The sequence below is a fragment of the Faecalibacterium sp. 9 genome (assembly GCF_048320955.1).
GTDB lineage: Bacteria > Bacillota > Clostridia > Oscillospirales > Ruminococcaceae > Faecalibacterium > Faecalibacterium wellingii.
This window is the reverse complement of sequence record NZ_JBLWGB010000001.1, coordinates 1,166,565-1,186,487: the sequence shown is the minus strand read 5'-3', so window position 1 is coordinate 1,186,487 and position 19,923 is coordinate 1,166,565. Positions and strand designations below refer to the sequence as shown.

The window sequence follows — 19,923 nt, the reverse complement described above, 5'->3', positions numbered from 1 at the left end:
TCCGTCCGCTCGCGCTGCTCGCGTCCACCTCTCCCGAAGGGCGAGGTTTTATTGCGGGCGCGGCGAGCCTGCCCTCTTTTGCCAAAAGCCCTCCCCTTCGGGGGAGCTGTCACCGCAGGTGACTGAGAGGGTTCTCTCCTTAACAAAAACAGCCCCGCCGCCGTTTTCCCGGCAACGGGGCTGTTGATCGCATTGTGTCAGAAGCTTTTCTTCCGAACGAGGGGCTGATTACTCAGCGTCGTTCAGCAGAGCCTTCATGGACAGGCTGATGCGCTTCTTGTCGAAGTCAACATCCAGCAGCTTCACATCGACCATATCGCCGACCTTCAGTACGTCGGAGACCTTCTCAACGCGGTCATTGCTGATCTCGCTGATGTGGACCAGACCGTCGATACCCGGCAGGATACGGACGAATGCACCGAACTTGGTCAGGGACACGACCGGAGCATGGAAGGTGCTGCCGATGGGGTAGTTGTTCTTCAGCTGCTCCCAGGGGTTGTCCTCAGCCTTCTTGTAGCCCAGAGAGACCTTGTGGTTCTCGGTGTCGATGTCCTTCACATACACCTCGATGGTGTCGCCAACGGAGACGACCTCAGAGGGATGCTTGATGCGGTTCCAGCTCAGCTCGCTGATGTGGCACAGGCCGTCCACACCGCCGATATCGACGAATGCACCGTAAGAAGTCAGGCTCTTGACAACGCCGGTGTAGGTCTTGCCCACCTCAACGTTTGCCCAGAACTCTTCACGCTTTGCCTTGTTCTGCTCAGCGGTCACCTTATTGATGCTGCCGACGATCTTGCGGCCGGAGCACTCGGTGACAACCAGCTGAACGTGCTGGCCAACCAGAGCGGTGTAGTCCTCATCACGGCGCATAGTAGCCTGAGAACGGGGAACGAACACCTTGACGCCCTTGACGTTGACCACAACGCCGCCCTTGTTGAACTCGGTGACGTCGCCCTCGACGACCTCGCCGGACTCAGCGGCCTTAGCGATCTCTTCCATGCCCTTGCGAGATGCGAGCTTCTTGCGGGAGAGCTGGATGACGCCATCCTGATCCATAACCTTCTCGACGATGAGGTCCAGCTCATCGCCAACCTTCACCAGGTCTTCGACCTTGGCGGAGGAATCATCGGTCAGCTCGCTCAGCTTGACAAAGCCGGTCTGCTTCGCTCCGATATCCACCTGGATCTCGTTGGCAGAGATGCTGGTCACGATTCCTTTCACAATACTGCCTGCATGAACACGCTTTTCCTCGGATGCATTCAGCATCTCCTCAAAGCTCATGCTGTCATTGATTTCTGCGCTCATACTGTTAAGTACCTCCTCAATAATAGACGATGGCGTTGAAGCCCCGGCTGTCACGCCCGCCACTTTAACATCTGCAAACCATTCCGGCCGAAGTTCGCTCGCTGTCTCGACCGTTACGGCACGCGTGTGTTTTGCGGCGACCTGCACCAGCTTTTGGGTATTGGAAGAATGATGACCGCCAATGACAACAATGATATCGCATTTTTGGCTGAGGTCTTCCGCTTCCTGTTGCCTCGCCCACGTCGCATTACATATTGTATCAAAAATCCGGGCGTTTGTATAGGCTTTTTTGAGAAACTCCGAACTTTCTTGCCATTTTGTAACCTGAAATGTGGTCTGTGCAACTGCAAACAGGGGTTTTTGCGGGTCAGAGGGGCCTTTCCACGCCTTCAATTCGGCCAGATCGGCAAAAACGAACACCTCTCCGCGGGTGTGACCCACGATCCCCTGCACCTCCGGGTGGGTCTTATCGCCCGCCACCAGCAGCACTGCCCCGGCCTTTTCGGCCTCGGCGGCAATGCGCTGGATCTTCTGCACAAAGGGACAGGTGGCGTCATGGTAGCGGATGCCGCGGGCCGTCAGCTCGTCATAAACGCTGCGGGGCACGCCGTGGCTGCGGATGACTACCTCGTACCCGGCAGGCACATCCTGCACGGTGTCCACCACCTGTGCGCCCTTGCGCTGCATATCCTCCACCGCCTGCGGGTTGTGGATCAGCGGGCCCAGCGTAGCGACCCTGTGCCCCTCTGCCAGAAGTCCATAGGTCAGCTCCACGGCGCGGTTGACGCCAAAGCAGAACCCCGCCGTTTTGGCAACTCGGATCTCCATCTTTTACGCTCCCATCTTTTCCCACGCATCCAGCAAAGCCTGTTTGTTGGCACGCAGCTTTTTGGTATCCCGCCGGCCTTCCATGGCAAACTGGGCGGCAGGCATGGGCTCGCCGTAGATCACCCGCACTCTGCAGAACAGATGCATTTTTCCGTCCGGCGTATCGTACAGGATGCGGCAGGGCACCACATCCACCCCGGCTCCCGCCGCAATGACGAACAGGCCGCTCTTGGGCGGCAGAAGCTTTCCTTCCTTCTCGCGGGTCCCCTCCGGGAAGATGAGCAGGGTCTTGCCGTTTTTGCAGGCTTCAACGGTCTGCTCGATGGCAGCCATCTCATCCTTTGTGCCGCGCACGCACACCGCGCCGCAGCACCGGAAGAACCATGTCAGGAAGCCGTTGATCTCGAACAGTTCCTTCTTGGCAAATACGACCATCCGCCTGCTCCACCGGGTGACCACGATAAACACCGGGTCGATGGCGGAGACATGGGTCGGCGCAAGGATGCAGCCTTTGGTCTGCACCTTTTTCAGATTCTCGCGGCCCTCTACACGGATGCGGAAACCGATGTGCCACAGGATCCATGCAAAGGGTACCAAGATGTAATATAATATCATAGTGTCGTTTTATTCCTTAAATTTATACGATTCTCGGTTTCGCAAGCGGGCCGAAACCGGACAATGCAGCAGTTTTTGAAAATGTCGTTTTTTCGATACGACTTTTCTGGTGAAAGCGTGTTCTGGAAACGACCGCAGTCGTTTCCAAAGCACAAGAAATAAACTTCCGATCAATATGCCCAGAGCGAAGCGGAGGGCATTTTAAATCGTTCAGCCGGCCTTCTCCGCAATGATCTTCTTCATGGCGGCAAGGCTCTGCTCGAAGTCCAGCTCCGAAGTATCCAGCAGCACGGCATCCTCCGCCTGCTTCAGGGGTGCAGCAGCACGGTGGGTGTCCTGATAGTCCCGCTGCTTCACATCGGCCAACACCTCTTCATAGGGAGTATCGATGCCCTTGGCCTGATACTCCTTCCAGCGCCGGGTGGCACGTGCTTCCGGCGTGGCGGTGAGGAAGATCTTCACCGTAGCGTCCGGCAGCACCACCGTGCCGATGTCGCGGCCGTCCATCAGCACATCCTGCTTTTTGGCCATCTCCCGCTGCAGCTCCAGCAGAAAGGCGCGCACAGCCGGGTTTGCGCCCACAGCAGAAGCAGCCATGCCTGCGGCCTCGGTGCGGATGGCGGTGCTGACGTCCTCTTCCCTTAAATAAATGTGCTGCTCCCCCTCAATGGAGGCCAGCCGCAGCTTGATCTGGGGCAGCAGTGTGTTGACCGCTGCGTTGTCCTTGGGGTCCTTGCCCGCACGCAGGGCATACAGGCCGATGGCGCGGTACATGGCACCGGTATCCACATAAATATAGCCCATTTCAGCCGCCAGACGGCGTGCCAGCGTAGATTTGCCTGCACCTGCAGGCCCGTCGATTGCAACAGATACCATTTTATATCTTCTCCTTTTTAAGCGGAAAATTATTTTAAATATTTACAAATCTGGAAAATCTGCGGATTTTCCAGATTTGATTTTTCACAAGCGGGGCCGCAGCGGCCAACTGAATCTGCTGCTCGTTCCCTTCGGGAACAGTTGCGCAGCGGTCTGTGAGACTATCCCGGCAACAACCCTTTTTGTGAAAACGTATTTTGAAAACGACCGCAGTCGTTTTCAAAATACAAATCAAAAAATCTATTCCTATAAATATGCCCAGAGCAGCGCGGAGGGCATTTAAAATTGTTTTATCTGTAATTACAGATTATTTGCAAAGCTCTGTGCGGTGCAGAAGGCGATCTGCAGATTGTAGCCGCCGGTATAGGCATCCACATCCAGCACCTCGCCCGCAAAATACAGGCCCAGCGCCTTTTTGCTCTGCATGGTTTTGGGATCCACCTCCCGCACCGACACGCCGCCGCTGGTGATCACGGCGTGGGCAAGGTCGCCCCGGGCATCAATGGACACCCGCCAGTGCTTCATCAGGTGCACCAGCTCCCGCTTCTGTTCCCGGGTGATCTGGTTGGCCCTTGTGGCCGGGTCGATGCCCCAGCGTGCCACCATCACCGGCTGCATGCTGGAGGGCAAAAGCTTGACCAGTGCGCCCTGCGCCGCGTGGTTTGCCAGCAGGGCAAAGTCCCGGGTGATGCGGTCGTACAGCTGCTCCTCGCTGAGGGCCGGCTTGAGGTTGATCTCCGCATGATACCGGTGTTTTTTCATGTCCCCCAGATGGCTGGATGCGCTCAGGGTCAGCGGGCCGCTGATGCCAAAGTGGGTGAACAGCATCTCGCCCTGCTCGTCAAAGATGGCCTTGTCGTCCTCGAACAGGGTCAGGGTGACGTTTTTCAGGGCCAGCCCCATCATTTTTTTGCAGTCGGCGTCATGGCTCACAAGGCTGACCAGACTGGGCACCGGCTCCACAAGGGTGTGCCCGGCCTGCTGCGCCAGCCTGTAGCCATCGCCGGTGGATCCGGTGGTGGGGTAGCTCACGCCGCCGGTGGCCACCAGCACCGCGTCTGCCCGGTACTCCCTGCCAGAGGTGCCCCGCACACCGATGCACCGCAGGGCCGGGCCTGCCTTTTTCTTTTTGGGGTGGCGCGGGTTTTCCGGTGCAGCGGGAGCTGCTTCCGGCTCCGGCACCACCTCTTCCAGCAGCAGCTTTTTTGCGCCGTCATGGACGATGTCGGCGTCCCGCGCGTAGCGCAGAAGGGCCTGCCGGATCTCCTCTGCCTTGTCGGATACCGGGAACACCCGGCGTCCGCGCTCCACCTTCAGCTCCACGCCCAGACCCTCGAACAGCTCCATGGTCTTTGCGGGCGGGAAAGCCCCCAGCGACGAATACAAAAAGCGCGGGTTGGTGCGCACATGGCGCAGAAACTCCTCTGCCGGGCAGTCGTTGGTCACATTGCAGCGGCCCTTGCCGGTGACAAGGATCTTCTGGCCGGGCTTGTCCATGTGTTCCAGCACCGTCACCTGATGCCCCTGACGCACAGCGGCACCCGCTGCCATCAGGCCCGCCGCGCCTGCACCTACGATCAACACCTTCGCCATCTGTTTTCCTCCAAATTTCCCTACTGTATCGAGTATATCATACCAGAACCGGCACGCAAAAGCAATGTTCTGCCGTATTTCTGCCAATTACAATAACTGGGCAAGGATGCTGTTCTGCACGATGAGACCCGCCGGGGTCAGGGCAAGGGTGTGGCCGTCAAAGCTTGCATAGCCTGCCCGGACGCAGTTTTGCACAAAGGCCAGCTGTGCGGTGGAAAATTCTTTGCCGTAAAGCTGCTTATAGGCGTCCAGCGAAAGCCCCTTGCGCAGGCGCAGCTGTAAAATAAGGTAATCCTCTGCGCCGCAGCTGCCGTCCATCACCGGGGCAGCGGCATCGTTCAGGAACGCAGCGGTATCCGGCGGATAATAGAACCGCCTGCCGCCCATGCAGGAGTGCGCTGCCGGGCCAAGGCCCAGATAGTCGCCGCAGTCCCAGTAGATGAGGTTGTGCCGCCCCTCATAGCCGGGCTTTGCAAAGTTGGAGATCTCATACTGCCGGTAGCCGTGGTGTTCCAGCTGTTCCACCGCGTAGAGGTAAAAATCAGCCGCCTCGTCGCCGGTAGGCAGACCCTCGGGCGGGTGCTTTCCAAAGGCCGAATCCGGCTCGATCTTCAGCAGATACGCGGAAATGTGGGTGGCTCCGCCGTCCTCGATCAGTTCCAGCGTTTCGTCAAACTCAGCTTCGGTGTAGTGGGGCAGTGCCAGCATGATGTCGCCGCTGATGTTCGCAAAGCCTGCCCGCCGGGCGGCGGCAAAGGCAGCCCGCGCCTGCTTTGCCGTGTGCGGCCTGCCCAGTGTGCGCAGCTGGGTGTCCCGGGCAGACTGCACCCCGAAGGAGATGCGGTTCACTCCCGCCTCCCGGAAGCCCGCAAGGCTCTGTTCGGTCACCGTCTCCGGGTTTGCTTCCAGCGTGATCTCTGCCCCGGGCAGGGGACGGGCCGCATCGATGAGCCGTTTTGCCTGCTCCGGGCGCAGCAGACTGGGGGTGCCGCCGCCAAAATAAAGGGTGTCCGGCTGCAGGGGCCTCTCCGGTGCAAAGCGGTCAAGCTCCCGCACAAGAGCCTCCACATAGGCATCCGGCACGCCGCGCTCACCGGGGTGGGAATAGAAATCACAGTACCTGCATTTGGAAAAACAGTAGGGTATGTGTAAATAAAGTCCAAGGGACATACAATATCACAGCCTTTTTCATGAAACGTTCATTTCTATGCAGTATACTATATTCCGTAGACCGGAGCAAGAAAAAAGTATTCCGGCAGAAAGAGACTGGAGGAGTCCCTATGGATTACAATTACAATGGTTACGATCGGGGCTATACAGAGCCTGCTATGACCTCGGCTGACTATATGAACCGCACCTACCGCTGGATGGCGGTGGGCCTGCTGATCACCTTTGCAGCCGCTTTTGTCACAGCTGCCACCCCGCTGCTGTACGTGGTCAATTCGCTGTATCTGGTGTTCACCATCGCCGAGCTGGTTCTGGTATACGTGCTGAGCTCCCGGGTGCAGAGCATGTCGGTGGGCGGCGCAAGAGCCACCTTCTTTGCCTATGCACTGCTCAACGGCATGGTGCTGAGCTATTATTTCCTGGTGTTCAATCTGAGCACTCTGGTGCTGGCCTTTCTTGCCACCTCGCTGTACTTTGGCCTGATGGCCGTCTACGGTACCACAACCCACCGGGATCTGTCCGGCTGGGGCCCCAAGCTGATGATTGGCCTGTTCGCGCTCATCATCACCGGCTTTGTGGGCATGCTGTTCGGCATGAGCTTCCTTACCACGGTGCTGTACAGCGCTGTCGGTCTGGTAGTGTTCATGCTGCTGACCGCCTACGACACCCAGAAGCTGAGCCAGATGTTCTCCTACTACGCCTATGACGGCGAGCTGGCCGAGAAGGCTTCCATCTACGGCGCACTGACCCTGTATCTGGACTTCATCAACATCTTCCTGTATGTTGTGCGTCTGCTGGGCATGAACAGCCGCCGCCGCAACTGATTTTTGATCTGCAAGGGCTCTCCCGAAAAGGGAGGGCCTTTTTGTTTGGTAATATTATTTAGAATATCCTCCCCTTCGCTCCGGGTATCAACACAGAAGGCCACAGAGGGAAGATGCATTTTCCGGCTGCTATATTACAAAATATCATTTTCTCTAAATATGCCCAGAGCAACGCGGAGGGCATTAAATAAAAGAATGCATAAAACCTGCCCTACTGTCCAACACTAAGCCCAGAAGCAATGCGTACACAATGCAGCAGATGGGAGTAACAACAATGGAGCAGATCAAAAAGTTTTTGCGCAGCAGGGGCTTTGCACTGGCACTGCTGGCCTGTCTCGTCGCAGCCGCAGCGGCGGGAGTGTGGGCAGTGCGCACCGTGCGGGATGAACTGAAAAAGAGCTACGACGACCTGACGACCCCGCAGGAAGAACCTGCCCCGGAGCCGCAGCTCACCCTTGACCCACAGGAGGACGATGTATGGCAGCAGCCCGTGACCGACGCCGCAGAATCTGCGGCAAACGTACCCAAGCCCGAACCGCCCGCACCCTCTGCGTCCTCTTCTGGGGCGCGGTCTGGCTCTGGTTCGGTGCACGAACCCTCCGCACTGCAGGGCGCATCCTCGCCTGCCAGCAGTTCAGCTGCGCCTGCCTCCACGCAGCCCGTCTCGGGCAGGGTCTTGAACGCCTACAGCGGCGATGAGCTGGTGTACAGCAGCACCCTTGGCGACTGGCGCACCCACAACGGCGTGGACTACGCCTGCGCACAGGACGCACAGGTGTGCGCCCCTGCCGCCGGCAAAGTGACTGCCGTGGACACCGATGGCCGCTGGGGCAGTGTGGTGTGCATCGAGGACAGTGCCGGGCGCATCTGGCGGGTGTGCGGCACCGCCGACCCTGCCGTGCACACTGGCGATGAGGTGAGCGTGGGGCAGGCTCTGGGCCGCGCAGGCAGCATCCCCAACGAATGCGCCGAGGAGACGCACATCCATCTGGAAGTGATGCAGGGCGACACCTACCTTGACCCGGCAAAGCTGCTGGGCTGACCTTTTTTGCATCCTCTGCGTATTTTTCTGTAAAACATTTTCAAATAGTAAAGGGCCGCTGCACATCATCCGGTGCAGCAGCCCTTTTTATTTAAAGCCTTTTACAGCGCTTCCAACTCGATCACCGGCCAGCCCAGCAGCCGGATGGCCTCCCGGTCGTGGGTGGCAAGCAGCACCGGCTCCGTCCCACAGCGGGTGCGCAGCAGCGCCGCAGCGGCGGCAAGGGTGTCCGGATCCATGCCGGTAAAGGGTTCGTCCAGCAACAGGGTGTCGCTGGGTGCCCACAGGGCCCGCAGCAGGGCGGTGCGCCGCTTCTGCCCGCCGGAAAGCCGTGCTGCAGGCAGGGCCAGCGCCGCAGCATCCATGCCAAACTGTTGAAAATCCGCTCTGATTTGCTCTTTGTATTGTTTTTCACTGCCGGGCAGCACCAGCGTCACGTTCTGGAGCGCCGTCAGCTGCGGGCAGAGCCTGTCCTCCTGAAACACTGCCGCGGCCCGGCCCACGCCCCGCACCCGGCCTGCAGTGGGCGTGTCCAGCCCCATGAGGATGCGCAGCAGGGTGGTCTTGCCCCAGCCGCTGGGGGCCCACAGCACCGCCGGGCCGTCCACCGTGAGGCAGAGATCCCGGAAGAGCGTTTTCTCCCCGAATTGTTTTGTCAGATGCTCGATGGTCAGCATTGCGGCACCTCCCCGGTCACAGCGCGGGTCATACGGTCCAGAAGCAGCAGGAACAGCTTTTCAAACCCGGCGCTGAGCAGGATGATCACAAACGTCCATGCGAACAGCTCCCCGGTGGAAAGGGTGATCTTGGCCCGGTAGAGTGCATCGCCGATGCTGCCATTGGGCAGACCGATCACCTCAGCGGCTACGCCGCTCTTCCAGCAGATGCCAAGGGCCACGCTGCACCCCTGCCGGAAAGCCGGCAGCACCGCAGGCAGCCACACAGCCCGCAGACGGCGGGCAAACGGCAGGCGGAACACTTTTGCCATTTCCAGCAGCTGTGGATCTGCGCTCCGGATGCCGGTGCGCACCGCGCCGTACAGCACTGGCAGCACCATCAGAAAGCTGATGAGCACCGAAAGCGATGCTCCCCGCACCCACACCAGCGCCAGGATGATGAAGCTTGCCACCGGCGTGGCCTTGACCAGCTGCAGCACCGGTGCCAGCAGCACCTCTGCCGCGTGCCACGCCTGCGCCGCCGCAGCCAGAAACACGCTGACTACCACGCCCAGCCCGAAGCCCAGCAGGATGCGTCCGGAGCTGAAGCCCACCCGCTGCCAGAACTCTGCCTGCGGCAGAAGCTGCAAAAGGGTGCGCAGCGCCTGCACCGGCGAGACCAGAAACACCTCCTGTCCCACGGCCATGGCAGCGCACTGCCACACCGCCAGCCAGAAGGCTGCGGCAGCCAGCCGCTCAAAAAGTTGTTTGTGTTGGTTCATGGTTCTTTCCTGCTCCTGACAGTCTGAAATGGCTTCCGCTCTGCGGATCGTATAAGTATCATACCACATCTTTTTCCAAACGCCAATGACCGGTGCACCGCAATGCATCCAACATTGTCATGCCAGACGTTACATTTCTTCACGTTTTTAGTTCTTGACATGAAATGCATAAAACGATAAACTGAACTGTATGAATCTCTGTCATCTTTGATGCAGGAAAGAAACGAGGTGTCTGTCCTATGCAGAAGCTCTCCGGCAAAAGCCTGCTTTTGGTCAGCTTTACGCTATTTTCCATGTTTTTCGGAGCCGGGAACCTGATTTTCCCGCCGCATCTGGGCGCACAGGCCGGTACCAGCCTCTGGCCTGCCTTTGCGGGCCTTGCTGTCAGCGCCGTCGGCCTGCCCATCGCAGGAGTCACGGCGGTGGCCCGGGCGGGCGGTCTGGACAGGCTTGCCGGCCGCGTCCATCCGGTGTTCGCCACAGTGTTCACCATTCTGGTGTATCTTTCCATCGGGCCCTGCCTTGCCATCCCCCGCACCGCCAGTACCTCCTTCCAGATGCTGGTGCCGCTGATAGGCGGCGGTACCGGGCTGCAGCTGGCCTACTCGGTGCTGTTTTTTGCAGCGGCCTTTCTGGTGGCACTGCGGCCGGAAAAGCTCACCAACTGGCTGGGCCGCATCCTCTGCCCCAGCCTGATTTTGCTCATTGTGGTGCTGTTTGCCGGGTGTCTGGCCCACCCGCTGGCTGCGTACTACGGCGCGCCCAGTGCAGAATACGCCGCGCTGCCCACCGTGCAGGGCATCCTGTACGGCTACCAGACCATGGACACTCTGGCCGGGCTGAACTTTGGCGCGGTCATCGCGCTGAACATCCGAGACCGGGGCGTCACAGAGAGCCGCGCCGTGGAGAGCGGCACCATCCGGGCCGGACTGCTGTCGGGCGGGCTGCTGCTGGCCGTTTATGCCATGCTGAGCCATGCCGGTGCCCAGACCGGGGCGGTATACCCGGGCCTTGCCACCGGTGCCGAGGTGCTCACCGCTCTGGCACAGCAGCTGTTCGGCCGGGCGGGCCTTGTGCTCATTGCGGCCATCTTTGTCATTGCCTGCTTCAACACCTGCGTGGGCCTTATCGCCTGCGTGGGACAGTATTTCCACCAGCTGCTGCCCCGCATCCCCTACCCTGCCCTTGCCGCCTTTTTTGCTGCGGCCAGTATGCTGGTGTCCAACCTCGGCCTTGCCGCCATCATCCGGCTGTCCATCCCGGTGCTCAACGCCATCTATCCCGCCGCCATCGTGCTGATCCTGCTCTCCTTCCTGCCGGGCCTTGAGCAGCGCCGGGCCGTGTACCCGCTGTGCGTGGGCCTGACCGCCCTGCAGAGCATCACGGCTGCCCTGCCGCTGGGGGCCCTGTCTGCCGCCGCCAATGCTCTGCCGCTGGGCAGCATTGGCTTTGGCTGGGTGCTGCCCGCACTGGCCGGGCTTGCAGGCGGGCTGCTCCTCAGCCGTTTTTCCCACTGAGCCCTGCCGCCCACATCCTGAATACAGACCAAAAGGGGCTGGTGCACATCTTCCGGTGCACCAGCCCCTTTGCCGTTACTGCAGCTTTTTGCGTTTTTCGTAGTCGTTCAGGGCGTCCAGTGCCTCATGCGCCATGGGCACCAGCGCCAGCATATTGAAAATGGTCATCAGGCCGATGCCCACGTCACCCAGATCCCACACCACCGTGTAGGCCTGCATTCCGCCGATCACCAGCATGACCAGCGCGATCAGCTTATATGCGGTCTGGCTCCACCAGTTGTCGCCGCACAGGTAGGCCACATTGCCCCGGGCGTAGTACAGAACGCCCAGAAAGGTGGAAAAGCTGAACAGCGCCAGCGTGACCGCAATGAACACGATGCCAAAGCTGCCCAGATGGTACTGCATCGCCTTCTGCAGAAGGTCCATGCCCGCCATCCCGGCGGTACGCTCCTGCGGCACCAGCAGCATCAGGAACGCCGTGCAGCTGCAGATCACCACCGTATCGATCAGCACGCCCAGCGCCTGCACAAAGCCCATCTTGACCGGGTCGTCGCACTCTGCGGCGGCAGCCGCACAGGGGGCCGAGCCGCTGCCCGCCTCGTTAGAAAACAGGCCGCGCTTGACGCCGTTCATCAGCACGGCACCAAAGCCGCCCGCCACGGCCTGCCGCAGGCCAAAGGCCTCGGTAAAAATGCGTCCGAGCACCGCCGGAAGCTTGGGCAGGTTGAACAGCACGATGCCCACGGTGATGACAAAATAGCACACCGCCATGATAGGCACCATCACGTCCAGACTTTTCACGGTGGCGTTCCGGCGCAGCACGATGACCGCTGCAATGGCCGTGAGCACCAGCGTTGTAGCCAGCGGCGGGATGTGGAAGGCATTTTCAAAGGCAGAGCTCACCGAGTTGGAGATGACCTGACTGATGCCGCACCAGCAGATGAGGCCGGACGCCGCGAACAGGGCCGCAGTCACAGAGCGCTTGAGCTTTTTGCCGCGCTTGCGCTCAGCCAGCACATGCAGGTAATAGGCAGGGCCGCCGCGCCAGCCGCCATACAGCGGATCGGGCTGGCGGTACTTCTGGGCAAGGGTGGACTCGATAAAGGAGGTGGATGCGCCCAGCAGGGCCGTGACCCACATCCAGAACACAGCGCCCGCACCGCCTGCGGAAACAGCGGCCACCACGCCCACCAGATTGCCCATGCCCACGCGGGTGGCGGTGGAAATGATCAGGGTCTGGAGGGAGGAAAGGCCGTCCCTGCCCTGCTTTTTTTCACACACAGCAGCGATCATATCCCGGAACAGCCGCACCGGCAGAAGACGGGTGCGGCTGGTGAACCAGATGCCCGCCGCAAGCAGCAGCACCACCATGAACGAGATGCCGATGCCGCCGCCCAGCGGAAGGATGAACAGATCGCCCCACAAAAGGCGATAGACGGATTCGATAAGATTTACCAGCAAGGCAGATTCCTCCTGTAGATCAATGGAATGAAGGCGATGACTTCATTATAGTACAGTACAGAAGAATTGTAAAATCTAAAATATTGATAGCATGGATTGACCAAACCGAACGCTTTGTTGCAAATGTAGTTTTCCTTCACGACCCTTCCCGTGAAAATGTGGTTCAGGAAAGTCCGCAGACTTTCCTGAACCACGAAATTAAAATAAATTTTCCGCTGAATATGCCCAGAGCGCAACAACGACGACCGCCGCCAGTGAGCAAAGACTTCCCCCGCGCCGGGGGAAGATGTCACCGCAGGTGGCAAAAGGGGGAATACAGGGAGAAGTTGTTGGGGCAGCGGCCAGCAAGACGCAAGTGCCGCCCAAGGCACGATGCGGATGCTGGGTGCCGCAACCCGATAGCGGAGGGCATTTTAAATCGTCCCACAAAAAAAGGGACTGCCGCACGGCTTGTGCAACAGTCCCGGAGGAAGAAGCGCCTTTCAGCGCGGGGAAACGCTTACAGAATGTCGATGTACTCACCGGCCAGCGCCTTGTTCATGCTGCGCACAGCACAGAACTTGCCGCACATGCTGCAGGTGTCACTGTGGTCGTCCTCGGGCAGACGGGCGTCGCGGATGGCCTTGGCGGTCTCCGGGTCCAGTGCGCAGGCGAACTGCGCATCCCAGTCCAGCACGCGGCGGGCATCGCCCATCTTGTCGTCGATGTCCCGGGCGTGGGGGATGCCCTTGGCGATATCGGCAGCGTGGGCAGCGATCTTGGAGGCCACGATGCCCTGCTTCACATCGTCCACGTTGGGCAGAGCCAGATGCTCGGCGGGGGTCACATAGCACAGGAAGGCTGCACCGCTGGCGGCTGCCACGGCACCGCCGATGGCAGCGGTGATGTGGTCGTAACCGGGGGCGATATCGGTGACCAGGGGTCCCAGCACATAGAAGGGTGCGCCCATGCAGATGCTCTTCTGCACCTCCATGTTGGCCGCCACCTGATTCAGGGGCACATGGCCGGGGCCTTCCACCATCACCTGCACGTTGTGTGCCCATGCGCGCTTGGTCAGCTCGCCCAGACGCACCAGCTCCTCGATCTGGCACACGTCGGTGGCGTCAGCCAGACAGCCGGGACGGCAGGCATCGCCCAGCGAGATGGTCACATCGTGCTCGGCGCAGATCTCGCAGATCTCGTCAAAGTGCTCGTAGAAGGGGTTCTCGTTGCCGGTCATGCTCATCCATGCAAACACCAGAGAGCCGCCGCGGCTGACAATGTTCATCTTGCGCTTGTGCTTGCGGATCTGCTCGATGGTCTTGCGGGTGATGCCGCAGTGCAGGGTGACAAAGTCCACGCCGTCCTCTGCGTGCAGACGCACCACATCGATGAAATCCTGTGCAGTCAGCTCTGCCAGATCGCGCTGGTAGTGGATGACCGAATCGTACACCGGCACGGTGCCGATCATCACCGGGCACTCGTGGGTCAGCTTCTGGCGGAAGGGCTGGGTGTTGCCGTGGCTGGACAGGTCCATGATGGCTTCGGCACCCATGTTGACGGCGCTCATCACCTTCTGCATTTCCACATTGTAGTCCTTGCAGTCGCGGGAAACGCCGAGGTTCACGTTGATCTTGGTGCGCAGCATGGAGCCGACGCCCTCGGGGTTCAGGCACTCGTGGTGCTTGTTGGCGGGGATGGCTACCTTGCCCTCAGCGACCCACTGGCGGATCTCCTCGGTGGTGCGGTATTCCTTTTTTGCCACGATCTCCATCTGCGGCGTGATGATGCCCTTGCGGGCGGCATCCATCTGGGTAGTATAAGTCTGCATACGCTCTGTTCCTCCAAATGACAGTTTATCTCTGAACAGCAGGGTGCTGGTCATACATTGATGCGGGGGAGTCTGCGTGCCGGGAGCTTTCTCCTCGGACACGAATCGGGCCATTCCATCGCCCGCCCTACTGCCTGCGGCAGCAGGGTCCCACCCCAGCGGACGGTCCTCGGAGAAACTCCCGACCCGCAGGCAAGGGTGGCAGGCAAGTAGCCGTCATTCAGAAAAAGCAGAACATTCTGGATGCCGGCACCTGCGCAAAATACGCTTTTCATGTTGGTTTTCTCCATGAATTTTATAACGCGGCCCAAGGTGGTGCCCCCGGTTTGCCGCGGGATCGGTCAGATGATCTGCTCGGAAAGCGCCTTCAGCTCCCGGCACTCGGTCTCGATGTCATCTGCTGCAAAGATGGCGCTCACAAGGGCCACACCGTCCACGCCGGTGCCCTTGAGCTGCAGGATGTTCTCCTTGTGGATGCCGCCGATGGCCACCACCGGGATGTCCACGGCGTCACAGATTGCCTTCAGGGTCTCGTGGGGCAGAACGTCCACATCGGTCTTGGTATGAGTGGCAAAGGCCGCACCCACACCAAGGCAGTCTGCGCCATGCTTCACAGCTTCCTGCGCTTCCTCCACGCTGTGGACGGAAACGCCGATCATCATTCCCTCGCCCACACGGGCGCGCACCTGCGCTGCGGCCATATCCTCCTGCCCCACATGCACGCCCTCGGCGTGGCAGCGGATGGCAATGTCCACGTTGTCGTTCACAAAGAACGGCACGCCGTAGCGCTGGCACAGAGCATGGATCTCCACAGCCTCTTTCAGAAAAGCTTCGTCGTCCAGCTCTTTTTCACGCAGCTGCACACAGGTGACACCGCCCTTCAGGGCGCTTTCCACCTGCTCATAGAGGGACTGTTTTCCCACCCATGCGCGGTCGGTGACGGCATACAGAAGCATGTTCTGCTTATCGCACTTCATAGTTTGCTCCTTCTTCCAGCTGTTCCGGGGTCATATTATAAATGGCATCGATGATGTAGCTGCGGTAGGTGGCGTTGCCGTCCTGCGGGGTGAGCCGCTTGTGGGCGATCTCGCCCGCAAGGCCCATGGCGCACACTGCGGCTGCAGCAGCTTCCAGCGGATGGCCGGGGTTGGCGGTAACAAAAGCCGCCGTGAGGGCCGAGAGCTGGCATCCGGTGCCGGTGATGCTGCTCATCATGGGATTGCCGTTGCGGATGACATAGGCTTTTTGCGCATCGGCCACGATGTCGATGGCACCGGTGATGGCAATGACGGCACCGGTCTGAGCCGCAAACTTTTTGGCAAAGGCCACGGCAGAATCCAGATTTTCCTCAGTGACTTTATCAGCCACATCGGCGTCCACGCCCTTGGTTGTGCCCGCGCCGGAGGCCAGCGTTTTGATCTCCGAGATATTGCCGCGGATCACCGCGAACTTCACATCCCGGAGCAGACGGTAGGCCGTATCTGTACGCAGGCGGGATGCACCCGCACCCACCGGGTCCAGCACCACAGGATGGCCCAGCGCGTTAGCCTTTTTGCCCGCCAGCAGCATGCTGGTGATGGTGCGGCTGTTCAGGGTGCCGATGTTGATGTTCAGTCCGCCGCAGATGGTGGTGATGTCCTCCACCTCGGCAGCATCGTCAGCCATGATGGGCGAAGCACCGCAGGCCAGCACCATGTTGGCGCAGTCGTTCACGGTGACGTAGTTGGTAATGTTATGGATGAGCGGGCAGGTGCGGCGCAGGTTCTCGAATTCTGTTTTGAACATTCGGGTGCCCCTCCGTCAGGAAAGACTGTTCTGCATGGAGTGCAGTACGCCGGAGCGCTGCAGGCTGTACACCAGCACGCCCGCAATGATGGAACCCACAGCAGTGGAGATGAGGAAGGGCACGATGTAGGCATAGAACGCGATATCACCGGCGCTCTTGCCCATCAGGAAGATGGCCACCGGGTAGGCGCACAGACCGCCCAGAATGCTGGTACCGAACACCTCGCCCACCATGGTGGCAAAGATGTTCTTGGTCTTAGCGTACACAAGGCCGCACAGCAGGGCACCGAACATGCTGCCGGGGAAGGCCATCAGGCTGCCCAGACCCAGCAGGTTGCGCAGCAGGGAGGCCACAAAGGCCACGCCCACGCCCCACCACGGGCCAAGCAGCACGGCGCAGGTCACGTTGACCATGTGCTGGATGGGTGCGCATTTGCTGCCAAACATGGGGAAGCTGAACACGCTGCCCACCACGCACAAAGCACACAGCATACCGGCCAGCGCCAGCTTTTTCACAGAGAGATTTTTCATAAGGTAAGGCTCCTTTCTCCTGCGGGAGCAGCAAAACCGTACAGCGCCCCCGCAAACAGCCCGTACCGGACGGCACAGGCAAGATCTACAAGCGGTCGAGACTTTCTGGTCTCCTCTCACGCCGGAACACGGCTTCCCATCGCTGACGATTCACGGCACTCAGGGCGCTCCCCCTCAGTCCGCTGCGGCAGTCCCCCCGCAGAAAGGTACAAGGCATCCTCCTCAGAACAGTAAAATAAGCTACAACAAAAAACAGGAGACCCCCTTCTGCGGGGCCTCCTGCAAAAAATCATATGGATGACTTCCTACGGCGGCATTATCCGCATCAGGTAAAAGGGTCGAAGTTCGGATACTTCCTCTCAGCCCGCTGTCACGAGCTCCCCTGTATTTGATTGTGACTGTATTCTACACCCTTTGCACCAAAATTGCAAGAGGGAGGGGAATGATCGTGAATGCGGAGCGCATTTTTGATCGTTATGCCGCCGGATAGTTCACGCCTTTACAGACCAAACCCGCCGTGCAGGGGTCTGCGCAGCGGGTCTGGCTATGAGGAGAATATTATGAAAAAGCAGAGAAAGTCGGTTTAACCCATGGTCACCCGCACCTGCACTGTAGTCCCGGCAGCAGCCAGCGGCAGCACATTGCCCGCGAGGGCTTTGCCGTCCACCGTGATGCTCTGCACACCGTGCTGCACGGCGGCGGTGTTGTCCACTGCAATGTGATACACTGCGCCCCGGTAGCGGCGGGTGACGGTGTAGCCGGTCAGGGTGTGGGGGATGCAGGGGTCTACCCGCAGGCCGTCCAGCGTGGGCTGGATGCCCAAAATGTACTGGCTCACATTGACGAAAGTCCATGCGGCCGTGCCGGTCAGCCAGCTGTTTTTCGCCTCGCCGAAGGTGGGTGCATCCCTGCCCGCCACCATCTGGCTGTAGACGTAGGGTTCGGTGCGGTGGATCTCGGAAATATCCTCGATGTAGGCCGGGCAGGTCTTGCGATACACCTCAAAGGCCCGGTCGCCGTGGCCCAGCACGGTTTCAGCGCAGCTGATCCACGGATTGTTGTGGCAGAAGATGCCTGCGTTCTCCTTGTATCCCGGCGGATAGCTGGAAATTTCGCCCAGATTCAGCTGGTAGCTGGTGTAGGCGGGCTGGTGCAGCACCACGCCGTATGGGGTGTCCAGCCGCTCCTCCACGCTCCGGAGCGCCTGCGCGGCCTGCCCGGTCTCCCTGCCGATGCCTGCCATGACGCACATGCCCTGCGGCTCAATGAAGATCTGTCCCTCGGTGCACTCCCTGCTGCCCACAGGGTTGCCGAAAGCATCGTAGGCACGCCGGAACCATGCGCCGTCCCAGCCTGCGGTCAGGGCCGCCTGCTCCACGGCGTCGATGCTCCGGCGGGCAGCTGCGGCCTCATCGGCAAGCTGCAGGCGGTCGCACAGCTCTGCATACTCGCGCCCGTACTTGACGAACATGCCCGCAATGAACACGCTCTCGGCCACCGGGCCCTCGCTGGGACCGGTGATCTGGAAGCTCTCGCCCGGGTGCTCCGAGAAGCAGTTCAGGTTCAGGCAGTCGTTCCAGTCCGCACGGCCAATAAGCGGCAGGCCGTGGGGGCCAAGATGGGTGCAGGTAAAGCGAAAGCTGCGGCGCAGGTGCTCCATAAGCGGCTGTGCCTTGCGCTCGTCGTTCTCAAAGGGCACCTGTTCTTCCAGAATGGACCAGTCGCCTGTCTCCCGCAGATAGGCGGCGGTGGCGGCAATGAGCCACAGCGGGTCATCGTTGAAGCCGGTGCCCACATCCCGGTTGCCCTTTTTGGTCAGGGGCTGATACTGATGGTAGGCGCTGCCGTCCTCGAACTGGGTGGCGGCAATGTCCAGAATGCGCTCCCGCGCCCGGGCGGGGACGATGTGCACAAAGCCAAGCAGGTCCTGACAGCTGTCCCGGAAGCCCATGCCGCGGCCGGTGCCGCTCTCGTAGTAGCTGGCAGAGCGGCTCATGTTGAAGGTGACCATGCACTGGTACTGATGCCAGAGGTTCACCATGCGGTCCAGCTTTTCCTCGCCGGACTGCAGCCGGTAGCCGGACAGCAGGCTCTCCCAGTGGTCGGCCAGCGCGGCGCGGGCAGCATCCACCTGTGCATCGTCGGCGTAACGGGCCATCATGGCGTGGGCGCGGGTCTTATTGATGACGCCGGGGGCGGTGAATTTTTCCTCCTGCGGATTCTCGATGTAGCCCAGACCGAAGAGGATCTTCTTTTCCTCCCCGGGGGCAAGGGTGACATGGATGTGCAATGCACCCACCGGTGCCCAGCCGTGGGCGATGCTGCCGCTGCAGTGCCCGGCACGGACGGCCTGCGGGTCTGCCGGGCCGCCATACACACCGCAAAAAGCATCCCGGGCGGTGTCAAAGCTGGTGACGGGGGTGTTGGACCAGAACACCGCATAGTGGTCGCGGCGCTCCCGGTACTCGGTCTTGTGGTAGATGGCACACGGCTCCACCTCCACCTCGCCGGTGGAGAAGTTGCGCTGGAAGTTGGTGCTGTCGTCTACAGCGTCCCACAGGCAGAACTCCACATAGCTGAACACGTCCAGCTCCCGGGAACGATCGCTGCGGTTGGTCAGGGTCAGGCGGTCCAGCTCACAGGCATCGCCCTTGGGCACGAACAGCTCCTGCGCGGCGCAGATGCCGTCCTTTTCGCCCTCCAGAATGGTGTAGCCCAACCCGTGGCGGCAGCTGTAGCGGTCCAGCGGCGTCTTGGTGGGCTGCCAGCCGGGGTTCCAGACCGTGCCGCCATCCTTGATGTAGATGTGGTGGCCGTCCATGTCCAGCGGAGAGCTGTTGTAGCGGTAGCGGGTCAGGCGGCGCAGCCGGGCGTCCCGGTAAAAGCTGTAGCCGCCCGCCGTGTTGGAGACCAGACTGAAAAAGTCTTCACTGCCAAGGTAGTTGATCCACGGCAGCGGGGTCTGCGGGGTGGTGATGACATATTCCCTGCGTGCGTCATCAAAATGGCCGAATCTCATAAATGCTTCCTCCTTATCAGCGGCCGGGACAGCCGGCTGCATCGTTTTTGCGAAAACGATTAAGAGCTCAGGCAGAAGCATTCTCTTCGCCTTTAGCATAGCCGAAGCC

General features: G+C 60.2%; 16 protein-coding genes and 1 riboswitch. Of the genes, 3 read left to right on the top strand and 13 right to left on the bottom strand.

Annotation, left to right across the window (positions count from 1 at the left end):
- Positions 1–228: 228 nt before the first annotated feature.
- From ACKXF9_RS05605 to hemW, 5 genes are all read right to left on the bottom strand, one after another.
- Positions 229–2,136 (bottom strand): bifunctional 4-hydroxy-3-methylbut-2-enyl diphosphate reductase/30S ribosomal protein S1, encoded by a 1,908-nt coding sequence (locus tag ACKXF9_RS05605; RefSeq protein ID WP_339395380.1) that lies wholly within the window; start codon positions 2,134–2,136, stop codon positions 229–231.
- 3 nt (positions 2,137–2,139) lie between these two features.
- Positions 2,140–2,751, bottom strand: coding sequence for a lysophospholipid acyltransferase family protein (locus tag ACKXF9_RS05600; protein WP_348584669.1), 612 nt, complete (start codon positions 2,749–2,751; stop codon positions 2,140–2,142).
- A gap of 210 nt (positions 2,752–2,961) precedes the next feature.
- A complete protein-coding gene (gene cmk / locus ACKXF9_RS05595) occupies positions 2,962–3,627 on the bottom strand; it encodes a (d)CMP kinase (protein WP_418265546.1) in 666 nt (221 codons plus the stop codon).
- Positions 3,628–3,927: 300 nt separating this feature from the next.
- Positions 3,928–5,256 (bottom strand): NAD(P)/FAD-dependent oxidoreductase, encoded by a 1,329-nt coding sequence (locus tag ACKXF9_RS05590; protein WP_418265869.1) that lies wholly within the window; start codon positions 5,254–5,256, stop codon positions 3,928–3,930.
- Between the two features lie 51 nt (positions 5,257–5,307).
- Complete coding sequence (gene hemW / locus ACKXF9_RS05585; RefSeq protein WP_418265545.1) at positions 5,308–6,390, bottom strand: radical SAM family heme chaperone HemW; 1,083 nt, start codon at positions 6,388–6,390, stop codon at positions 5,308–5,310.
- A gap of 110 nt (positions 6,391–6,500) precedes the next feature.
- On the opposite strand from hemW, the gene ACKXF9_RS05580 reads away from it, so the two are divergent.
- Together ACKXF9_RS05580 and ACKXF9_RS05575 are read left to right on the top strand one after the other, a co-directional pair.
- Positions 6,501–7,211 carry a Bax inhibitor-1/YccA family protein gene (locus ACKXF9_RS05580; protein WP_418265544.1) on the top strand — a complete coding sequence of 237 codons (711 nt, stop codon included), beginning with the start codon at positions 6,501–6,503 and terminating at the stop codon, positions 7,209–7,211.
- Positions 7,212–7,485: 274 nt separating this feature from the next.
- Positions 7,486–8,253: a peptidoglycan DD-metalloendopeptidase family protein gene (locus ACKXF9_RS05575; protein ID WP_418265543.1), complete on the top strand. Its 768-nt coding sequence runs from the start codon at positions 7,486–7,488 to the stop codon at positions 8,251–8,253.
- Between the two features lie 101 nt (positions 8,254–8,354).
- Here the strand turns inward: ACKXF9_RS05575 and ACKXF9_RS05570 are convergent, their stop codons facing one another.
- Together ACKXF9_RS05570 and ACKXF9_RS05565 are read right to left on the bottom strand one after the other, a co-directional pair.
- A complete protein-coding gene (locus tag ACKXF9_RS05570) occupies positions 8,355–8,930 on the bottom strand; it encodes an ATP-binding cassette domain-containing protein (RefSeq protein ID WP_418265542.1) in 576 nt (191 codons plus the stop codon).
- Entirely contained in the window at positions 8,924–9,691 is a 768-nt protein-coding gene (locus tag ACKXF9_RS05565; RefSeq protein WP_418265541.1) for an ABC transporter permease, read from the bottom strand. The genes ACKXF9_RS05570 and ACKXF9_RS05565 overlap by 7 nt, the downstream gene beginning before the upstream one ends.
- Before the next feature lie 239 nt (positions 9,692–9,930).
- Between ACKXF9_RS05565 and brnQ the strand changes: the two genes are divergently transcribed.
- Positions 9,931–11,208 carry a branched-chain amino acid transport system II carrier protein gene (gene brnQ / locus ACKXF9_RS05560; RefSeq protein WP_418265540.1) on the top strand — a complete coding sequence of 426 codons (1,278 nt, stop codon included), beginning with the start codon at positions 9,931–9,933 and terminating at the stop codon, positions 11,206–11,208.
- Between the two features lie 75 nt (positions 11,209–11,283).
- On the opposite strand, the gene ACKXF9_RS05555 is transcribed toward brnQ, so the two are convergent.
- From ACKXF9_RS05555 to ACKXF9_RS05530, 6 genes are all read right to left on the bottom strand, one after another.
- Positions 11,284–12,669: an alanine/glycine:cation symporter family protein gene (locus ACKXF9_RS05555; protein WP_418265539.1), complete on the bottom strand. Its 1,386-nt coding sequence runs from the start codon at positions 12,667–12,669 to the stop codon at positions 11,284–11,286.
- Between the two features lie 499 nt (positions 12,670–13,168).
- Positions 13,169–14,479 carry a phosphomethylpyrimidine synthase ThiC gene (gene thiC, locus ACKXF9_RS05550; protein ID WP_044953845.1) on the bottom strand — a complete coding sequence of 437 codons (1,311 nt, stop codon included), beginning with the start codon at positions 14,477–14,479 and terminating at the stop codon, positions 13,169–13,171.
- 341 nt (positions 14,480–14,820) lie between these two features.
- Positions 14,821–15,456 carry a thiamine phosphate synthase gene (thiE, locus tag ACKXF9_RS05545; protein ID WP_249238087.1) on the bottom strand — a complete coding sequence of 212 codons (636 nt, stop codon included), beginning with the start codon at positions 15,454–15,456 and terminating at the stop codon, positions 14,821–14,823.
- Positions 15,443–16,264, bottom strand: coding sequence for a hydroxyethylthiazole kinase (thiM, locus tag ACKXF9_RS05540; RefSeq protein WP_339395391.1), 822 nt, complete (start codon positions 16,262–16,264; stop codon positions 15,443–15,445). Before thiM ends, thiE begins: the two co-directional genes overlap by 14 nt.
- A gap of 15 nt (positions 16,265–16,279) precedes the next feature.
- Positions 16,280–16,795 carry an energy coupling factor transporter S component ThiW gene (gene thiW / locus ACKXF9_RS05535; protein WP_418265538.1) on the bottom strand — a complete coding sequence of 172 codons (516 nt, stop codon included), beginning with the start codon at positions 16,793–16,795 and terminating at the stop codon, positions 16,280–16,282.
- Between the two features lie 285 nt (positions 16,796–17,080).
- Positions 17,081–17,189, bottom strand: a riboswitch (TPP riboswitch).
- Positions 17,190–17,378: 189 nt separating this feature from the next.
- A complete protein-coding gene (locus ACKXF9_RS05530) occupies positions 17,379–19,814 on the bottom strand; it encodes a GH36-type glycosyl hydrolase domain-containing protein (RefSeq protein ID WP_418265537.1) in 2,436 nt (811 codons plus the stop codon).
- Positions 19,815–19,923: the final 109 nt, after the last annotated feature.